Below are 8,663 nucleotides of genomic sequence, written 5' to 3'. Positions count from 1 at the left end.
TCGGGGCGGCCCCCGTATCGGGGGGTGGCCGCAGGGGTCCGGGTGGGCACACCCCGTGATCACTTCGCCTCGGCCTGCTGCGCCGCCGCGTCGATCGCCGCGAGCGACCTGCGGACCTGGTTGCGGTCCGTGGTGAACCAGAAGTCCGGCAGCGACGTCTTGAGATACCCGCCGTACCGCGCGGTGGCCAGCCGCTGATCCAGTACGGCGACCACGCCGCGATCCCCCGACGCGCGTACGAGGCGACCGGCGCCCTGTGCCATCAGCAGGGCCGCGTGGGTGGCGGCCACCGCCATGAACCCGTTGCCGCCCGCGTCCTCCACCGCCTTCTGGCGCGCGCTCATCAACGGGTCGTCGGGACGCGGGAACGGGATCTTGTCCATGACGACCAGCTGACAGCTGGGCCCCGGGACGTCGACGCCCTGCCACAGCGACAGCGTGCCGAAGAGACAGGTCTTGGGGTCGGCCGCGAAGTTCTTGATCAGTTCGCCGAGCGTCTCCTCGCCCTGGAGCAGGATCGGGAACTCCGGGATCCGCGAGCGCAGCTCCTCCGCGGCGAGTTGGGCGGCCCGCATGGACGAGAACAGCCCGAGGGTGCGTCCCCCGGCCGCCTTGATCAGCTCGGTCAGCTCGTCGAGCATGTCGCCGCGCTCGCCGTCCCGCGCCGGGCGCGCGAGGTGCTTGGCGACATACAGAATGCCCTGCTTGCGGTAGTCGAACGGCGAGCCGACGTCGATGCCCTTCCACTTCGGCAGGTCCTCGCCCTCCGCGCCCTCCGGGCCGAGCCCCAGGGAGGCGCCGACGCCGTTGAAGTCGCCGCCCAGCTTGAGGGTCGCCGAGGTGAGGACGACAGCCCGGTCCGCGAACAGCTTCTCCCTGAGCAGCCCCGAGACGGACATGGGGGCGACGCGCAGGGAGGCACCGAAACGGTCGTGCCGCTCGTACCAGACGACGTCCCACTCCGAGCCGTTCACCACCCGCTCCGCCACGTCGTGCACCGACTCCACCGAGGCCAGGGCCTGCTTGCGGACGGCGTCCTCGTCCTGGACCGACTTGTCGCGCGTCGCACCGATCGCCGAGATGACCGTGCGGGCGGCGTCACGCAGTGCCATCAGTGCGTAGGCGAGGTCTTCCGGGATCTCCTCCAGGCGGCCCGGCAGCGCCAGCTCCATCAGCCGTTCGAAGCCCTCGGCGGCGGTCTGCAGCTGGTCGGCGGCCTTCTCGTTGACGAGCTTGGCGGCGCGGCGCACCGCGCGGTTGACCTGGCCGGGCGTGAGTTCGCCGGTGGCGACTCCGGTGACCCGGGAGACGAGCTCGTGCGCCTCGTCCACGATCAGTACCTCGTGCTGGGGCAGCACCGGGGCGCCCTCGATGGCGTCGATGGCCAGCAGCGCGTGGTTCGTGACCACGACCTCGGCGAGCTTGGCGCGCTCGCGGGCCATCTCGGCGAAGCACTCGGCGCCGTACGCGCACTTCGAAGCGCCCAGGCACTCCCGCGACGACACCGACACCTGTGCCCAGGCGCGGTCCGACACGCCCGGGGTGAGATCGTCCCGGTCGCCGCTCTCGGTCTCGTCCGCCCAGTCCCGCATCCGCAGCAGGTCCTGGCCCAGCTTGCTGGTGGGCACGGCGGCCTCGAACTGATCGAAGAGGCCGTCCTCCTCGTCCTGGGGCATGCCCTCGTGGAGGCGGTGCAGGCACAGGTAGTTCGACCGGCCCTTGAGCATCGCGAACTCCGGGCGGCGGCGCAGCAGCGGGTGCAGGGCGTCGACCGTGCGCGGCAGGTCGCGCTCCACGAGCTGGCGCTGCAGCGCGAGCGTGGCGGTCGCGACGACCACGCGTTCCCCGTGCGCCAGCGCGGGCACGAGGTAGCCCAGCGACTTTCCGGTGCCGGTGCCGGCCTGGACCAGCAGGTGGGATCCGTCGTCGATCGCCTCGGCGACCGATTCGGCCATGGTCACCTGGCCGGGGCGCTCCGTGCCGCCGACGGCTGTGACAGCGGCATGCAGGAGTTCGGGGAGTGAGGGCTTCGTCATAGCCCGACCACCCTACGGCCCGGCACTGACAAACGGGTGGTCAAGGCGGGGAGAGGGGGCGGGATCACGACGGGGCTCCTGGGCGGGTTGCGGGGGTGGCTGTGGAGGTTGGCGGGTGATGGGTGGGGTGGGCGCCGGGAGGGGGCGGGTGGTGGTCGGCGACTGGAGGGGATGGGCGTGGCTCGTTGGATTTCGCCGGGCCGGCTCTCCGGGGACTCCCTGGGTCCATGGTCCGGCATCCCAGCGGTTCCTTTGGTACTGCGACTAGTACCGCGACCCCACTCTCCGGCGGCTCCTTGAACTCCGTGGTCCGGCCCATCGGCGGCCCGCTAGCTCCGGCATTCCGGACTCCCCAAATTCGCCCGCCCAAGACCGAAACTCATGGCTCCGGCTGTCCGGCGGTCCCCTCGGTCTCCGGAGCCCCGGCCTCCGCGACTACCTCCCCGGGCCTCCGGCGCCCCCGCACATGACGGTCTCGGCGTCCGAGAACTTTTTTCCGGCACACGGGAACACCCGAACCCCGCCGCTCGTACTCACTGTGAGACGTCAATCACTCAGCGCCACAGATCGTCGCGCAGGACTCGGTCACGGACCATGAGGGCGGCCCGCTTGCCGGGCAGGTCGACCTCGGCCGCGCACCGGAAGCCGGCGCTCAGGAACGCGGAGACGGAGGGGGTGTTGCGAAGATCGGGTTCCGCTACGACGCGCGCGCAGGTGCGACGCCGGTCCAGGATGAGGGCGGCAACGGCTCTGAGCAGGGCCGATCCCAGCCCCCGCCCACGGTCACCGGCAGCACCGACGAGCACATGGATCCCGGTGTCGTGCGGCCGGACCGGATAGTGGCGGGCCAGTGGATCCAGGTCCGCCCGGTAGATCTCCCAATAGCTCATCGGCGTGCCGTCCAGTACTCCGAGGCACGGCACGCTCCGCCCATCGCCGTCGAGTTGGGCGCGTAGGTGGTCCTCCGTCCGGTTCAGGGAACCGGCCAGTTCCCAGAACTCCGCGACGGAGGGGTCGTTCATCCAGCCGTGGATGAGCGGCAGATCTCGCTCGATACATACGGGAGCCAGTTGGAAGGAGCCGACGGGGGTGGCGACCGGCCCCCAGGTGTGGACGCGGTCGAGGAGGTCGGCGGTGCCCCCGGAGAAGAGGGCTACGAATTCGGTGGGCAGGCGAAGGTCCAGCGTGTCCTCGCCGGACTCGGTGTCGATCCGGGTGCCGGGCTCGACAGGGGCGGGGGCGGTGTGGGCGCTCGCATCGGTGGGAGGCACGGCGCGGTCCTCTCTGCGCTTACGAATGGATCTATGAGTGAAGGGGGTTGGCGATGGTGACGTAGACGGACTGGGTGTCGACCGGGCCGACGAGTTCGTCGAGGCCGTGCAGCCGGGTCAGGAGGTTGGCCTTGCAGCGCAGCACCGGTGAATCGAGCAGGTGGCCGGGCAAGGAGGTGCGCAGTGGGGAGGGCCCTGTGGCGAGGTAGGTGAGAAAGCGTCGGAACGCCGCGAGGAGCAGTCGCTCGTCGGCAAGGCGCTGGGAGCCGAAGGCACCGATCAGACCGAGCACGTTGTTGATGGCGAGGTAGTAGGCGAAGCGTTCGTCGGTGACCTCGTCGGAGACGAAGGTGTCGCTGCGCTCGCCGACGCCGGGCAGCCGGGCGTCGAGTTCGGCTCGCCGGGACTCGCGGAAGTAGTAGCCCTGGTTGTCGCGGTAGCGGCCGCCCGCGGGCCAGCCGTCGCCGTCCAGCAGGACCAGGGTGTTCTGCTGGTGGGCTTCGAGGGCGATGCCGGCCTCGCTGTCGAGCCAGAGCACGGGTCGGACGACCTGCTGCAGATAGCGCAGGAACCACTCGGCGGCGACGGCGTCGACCGGTCGGCCGGTGCGGGCGGCGAGCCGCGCCACAAGCCGGGCCAGTCGGGACCGCATGGGCCACGCGTGCTGATCGGCAGCGGATTCGGGACCCGGCTCGGCGGTGGGCCGCGGTGAGACGAGTCCGGCGACGCAGCCGGCGTCGTCTGCCGGGGCGAACGGGTTGTGCCTGATCATCACGTCGAGGCCGGGCACCGGCAGGCCGTCCGGGCCGTCGACGGCGAGCCACGCCGGGTCGCGCACGATGTCGAAGGAGGGGTGTACGGCCTGCCACTGCTTGGACAGTCCGGCGCGCAACAGCCGGTGCACTTCGACTCCGCGCTGGAGTTCCTTGCGCAGGTTCTCACGACGGGAGTTGGTGATGCGCAGGCCCAGCGACAGCTTGAGCATCGTGGGGGCGCCGGACCGGTGCACGGTTCGTACGGAGGAGGTGGGGTGCCAGGCGGGGCCGTGGGGTCCGAGGTCACGCAGGTGTCCGGAGTCGAGCAGGGCGGCGACGGCTTCGCGGTGCCGTACCTCGCGGGCCTGCCAGGGGTGCAGCGGCAGGGCGGTGTATCCGTCGGGCAGCGGCAGGGCGGTATCGGCGAGACGTCGGACGAGGTCGCCGGCCGGGACGGGGCGGCCGCGTTCCGTCCAGGCCGAGTCGGTTACCAGGAGAGAGGGGGCGACAGCCAGCCAGTGCAAGGGAAAGGAGCCGCGCAACTCCGGTGAGTAGAGGCGGACTTCCGATTCGGTCAGGCCTGCCCGGCTCTTGGGGGTCGGGTGCAGGGGGTGGCCGAGGAGGAGTGCCTGTTCGGCGCTGAGGAAGAGGTCGGTGCCGTTGGCGGGGTGCTCGCGCCGGTCGCGGATGAAGCTGGCGGTGTGCCGGAGGGAGTCGGCCACCCTGGCCACGAGGTCTCCGTCGTCGCCGTACCGGTCGGCGCAGGCTTCCGCGGTCCGGATGGTGCCGCCTCCGTCGCCGGGGCTCTCCCGGGCGAGCAACGCCGCGAGGGTGACGGCGTCGACGGGAGGGGCGGTCTCGGGCGCGTCGGCGAACCGGGGCGAACCGAACCGGTGCCAGCCCGTCGGGGACCAGTAGTGGACCGGTGCGATCAGGGAGGTGCCGCTGGCGGGCAGCGGGATGAGAAGGGTGCCGGTCATAGGGGCGGGGAGATCCGTCTCGCGTGCCCAGCAGCGCAGGAGGTTCTCGACGGCTGCGGCCTGGGCCGCGGTGCGAGGGTCGGGATGGTCCAGGAGGTCGCCGCCGGGCTGTGTTCGTCGTGTGAGGTCCACCTTCCGCCTCCGCTGCTGCGGAACCGACTCGGCGAACGATGCGGGGGAGGCAGGGGCGCCCGATTCTCCCGGTTCGTCGGGGGCACCGGAACGGCCGTCGGGAGTGGGGGTGGCGTTCATGACGGCTCCTCGGTGCTCGGGGCGGGGTGGGTGCGGGGTCTTTCGGTCGTCCGCTCGCTCGCCGCTTCGTGGACGCGGAAGGCTGCCTCGGGAGTCAGCCACATCGGTGCCGCAGCAGGGTGGGTGCGATCAATGGGGTTGTCGGGTTGTCAACGGAGGCCGAAGTCGGCCTCCTTGAGCGGAGCGGGGGATCGAGATGGGCATGGGGCATGGCCTCAGGGCTCTCGCCGGGCTCGGGGCCCGGGCGGGGCGGGCGCGGTGGTCAGCCCGAGCGCTGGGCAGGGCTGTGGCATCGTCGGTGCTGTGGGCCGTGGCCCTCGTGGTCGCGGGCCACCGCTGCCACCGCGTCGGTCAGACGGTCCAGGACGGCCGCCGCCTGCTCGTCGCTGAGCGTCAGGGGAGGAAGCAGCCGTACGACGGCCCCGTGACGGCCGCCGAGTTCGACGATGAGCCCCCGCTGGAGGCACTCGCGCTGGACGGCCAGGGCGAGTTCGGGCGCGGCGGGGAGTGGGGTGCGGGTGGCCTCCCATCCGGTCGGTGCCGTGTGAAGGTCGCCGGCAGCGGGCCGCTCAGCCGTAGCTCCGTTACCCTCCGGGTCCACCAGTTCGAGTCCGATCATCAGCCCACGGCCCCGTACGTCCCCCACGCATGCGAACTCGGCCACCGACCGGCGGAGTTCGTCCAGCATGCGGGAGCCGAGACGGTTCGCTCGTTCGGCGAGGCCGTTCTCCCGGACATGGGCCAGGGTGGCGGTGCCCGCGGCCATGGCGAGCTGGTTGCCGCGGAAGGTGCCGGCGTGGGCGCCGGGTTGCCAGACGTCGAGGTCGTCGCGGTAGACGATCACAGCCAGCGGAAGGCTGCCGCCGATGGCCTTGGACAGGACCATGACGTCGGGGGTGATGCCACTGTGCTCGACGGCCCAGAAGGCGCCGGTCCGGCCGACTCCGGTCTGCACCTCGTCGGCGATCAGCGGGATGGACCGGTCCGCGGTGAGCTGCCGCATGCGGCGCAGCCAGTTGTCAGGAGCGGGGATCACCCCGCCCTCGCCCTGGACCGGTTCGAGAATCATTCCGGCGGGCAGCGGTACACCGGACTTGGGATCGTCCAGGAGGGATTCGGTCCAGCGGGCGGCGAGTTCGGCGCCGCGCCGGCCGCCGACGCCGAAGGGGCAGCGGTAGTCCTGAGGATAGGGGAGGCGGGCGACCTGGACGTCGTGGGCGCCGCCGGAGGCGGCCAGGGCTCCGGCCGTCATGCCGTGGTAGGCGCCGGTGAAGGCGAGGATGCCGGTGCGGCCCGTCGCGGCCCGGACCAGTTTGAGGGCGGCCTCGACCGCGTCGGTGCCGGCCGGCCCGCAGAACTGGACCCGGCCCCGGTCGGCGAGGCCGGGCGGGAGGGTGCGGAACAACTCGGTGATGAAGGCGTCCTTGACGGGGGTCGCGAGGTCGAGGACGGAGAGGGGGGCGCCGGAGTCGAGGACTCTGCGGACGGCTTCGAGCACGACCGGGTGGTTGTGGCCGAGGGCGAGGGTGCCGGCGCCGGAGAGGCAGTCCAGATAGCGGCGGCCGTCGGCGCCCTCGATGGTCAGTCCGCGCGCCCGGACGGGGACGATGGGAAGGGCCCTCGCGTAGGTGCGCGCCGAGGATTCGCGCGCCGACTGGCGTCGCAGGATCCCCTCGTGCACGGCACGCGCTTCCCCGCGTGCGCCATCAGCCATCGACTCCGTAACGGCCACGGCCCGTTGTCCTCCCCGCTGTTCAGAGACACGTTGATCCACGGGGACCCGATTCAGGCGGCAGGCCCCCTCACCCGCTACAACCGCGGACGGTTCAGCGGGTTACGGTTTTCCTCGAGATCGTTGTTGTAAAGGGAGCGTTGCCGTGCCGACCCGCGGGGCCAGGCAGCCGACCGAGCACGTTCCGGGACGATGTGGCAGGTCGGACAGCTCGTAGCGAAACCGTTGCCGTTCCATGGGAAGTCCCCCACAGCGAGCGCATAGTGTGTGATGCCGTTCCGAGATGGCCGTGGGTCCGGCATGAACTCCCCGTGGGTCAGCCGCCGGTGCCATGGCCGAAGCGCCGAGTTCCTTCACCACAGGGGGAGTCAAGAGCATGCGATCCATACGGCCGTCGTTCACCGTTCGGCGAGGGAGTGGCACCCGCCGCGCCTCGTCCTCGCTGGCGGCGGTCGCCCTCGTCTCGTCGCTGGCGCTGACCGCCACGGCCTGCGGCGGCGACGACCACGCCGGCGGCACGCCGTCCGCCTCCGCGGCCGCGGCCGGCCCCGGCGACGGAAAGATCAGGATCCCGGACGACCTCAAGCAGAGGCTCAAGGAGCACGGGATCGACATCGACAAGTGGAAGAACGGCGCCTGGAAGAACTGGAACAAGAAGGAGTGGCTGCGCGAGGCCAACGACTTCATCAACCCGATCATCAAGGGTCTGTGGGACCCCAACCGGATGCGTCACGCCAACGACCCGAACAAGGGTGTCAACGACAACGACATCTCCGGTGACCAGGGCGTGACGGACCCGGCCCCGCAGCCGGTGAAGGCGCAGGCGGTATCGGCGCCGTACCACACCAACGCCTCCCCCTTCGGCAAGCTGTTCTTCGACTCCCCCGAGGGCCACATGGTGTGCTCGGGCACGGTCGTGGAGGACCCCGCGCACCCGGGCAAGTCCGACCTCGTCTGGACGGCGGGTCACTGTGTGCACGCCGGCAAGAGCGGCGGCTGGTACCGCAACATGGCGTTCGTGCCCTCGTACAACAACTCCGCCGAGCCGACCGCCCGGTTGCAGAACGCCAGCAGGTCCGAGATCGCCCCGTACGGCGTCTGGTGGGCCGATGCGGCGCAGACCTCGCAGCAGTGGATCGACCAGGGCGGCGCGACCGGCGGCAACGGTGCCTCGTACGACTACGCGGTGGTCCATGTGACGCCGGAGCAGGGCAACGGCGGCAAGTCGCTGGAGGAGACGGTCGGCGGGGCGCTGCCGGTGAACTTCGGCGCCCCGGCGGTGCCGAAGGTGAACAGCATCACCGCGTCCGGCTACCCGGAGGCGGCGCCGTTCGACGGCCAGTTGCTGTACCAGTGCAAGGACAAGCCGGGCCGGCTGTCCCTCAACCGGTCGGACCCGACGATGTACCGGATCGGCTGCACTATGACCGCAGGCTCCTCCGGGGGCGGCTGGGTGGAGACCGGTGCGGACGGCAAGCCGGCGCTGGTGTCCAACACGTCCATAGGCCCGGTGACCTCGGGCTGGCTGGCGGGTCCCCGGCTGGGTGATGTCGCCAAGGGCGTGTACGACTCGGTCAGCAAGAAGTTCGCCGCGCGGTAACCCCGCGCGCGCCGGCATGGCGAAGGCCCGCCGCCCC

At 71.3% G+C, this 8,663-nt stretch carries 5 protein-coding genes; 1 reads left to right on the top strand and 4 read right to left on the bottom strand.

Annotated elements, in window-relative coordinates:
- Positions 1 to 59: 59 nt before the first annotated feature.
- The 4 genes from ACWEN3_RS34730 to ACWEN3_RS34715 all read right to left on the bottom strand — a co-directional run bounded on the left by ACWEN3_RS34730 (position 60) and on the right by ACWEN3_RS34715 (position 7,026).
- Positions 60 to 2,036 (bottom strand): ATP-dependent DNA helicase, encoded by a 1,977-nt coding sequence (locus ACWEN3_RS34730; protein ID WP_452979169.1) that lies wholly within the window; start codon positions 2,034 to 2,036, stop codon positions 60 to 62.
- A 554-nt stretch (positions 2,037 to 2,590) separates the two neighbouring features.
- Complete coding sequence (locus ACWEN3_RS34725) at positions 2,591 to 3,307, bottom strand: GNAT family N-acetyltransferase (RefSeq protein WP_452979166.1); 717 nt, start codon at positions 3,305 to 3,307, stop codon at positions 2,591 to 2,593.
- A gap of 31 nt (positions 3,308 to 3,338) precedes the next feature.
- Positions 3,339 to 5,294, bottom strand: coding sequence for an IucA/IucC family protein (locus ACWEN3_RS34720; RefSeq protein WP_452979163.1), 1,956 nt, complete (start codon positions 5,292 to 5,294; stop codon positions 3,339 to 3,341).
- Positions 5,295 to 5,556: 262 nt separating this feature from the next.
- On the bottom strand, positions 5,557 to 7,026 hold the full coding sequence (locus ACWEN3_RS34715; protein WP_452979161.1) for a diaminobutyrate--2-oxoglutarate transaminase family protein: 1,470 nt from the start codon (positions 7,024 to 7,026) through the stop codon (positions 5,557 to 5,559).
- Between the two features lie 376 nt (positions 7,027 to 7,402).
- On the opposite strand from ACWEN3_RS34715, the gene ACWEN3_RS34710 reads away from it, so the two are divergent.
- Positions 7,403 to 8,626, top strand: coding sequence for a trypsin-like serine peptidase (locus ACWEN3_RS34710; RefSeq protein ID WP_452979159.1), 1,224 nt, complete (start codon positions 7,403 to 7,405; stop codon positions 8,624 to 8,626).
- The last annotated feature ends 37 nt before the right edge of the window (positions 8,627 to 8,663 follow it).

The sequence above is a fragment of the Streptomyces sp. NPDC004561 genome (assembly GCF_053602155.1).
The sequence above is the reverse complement of the archived record's forward strand: the minus strand, read 5'-3'. Positions and strand labels throughout refer to the sequence as shown.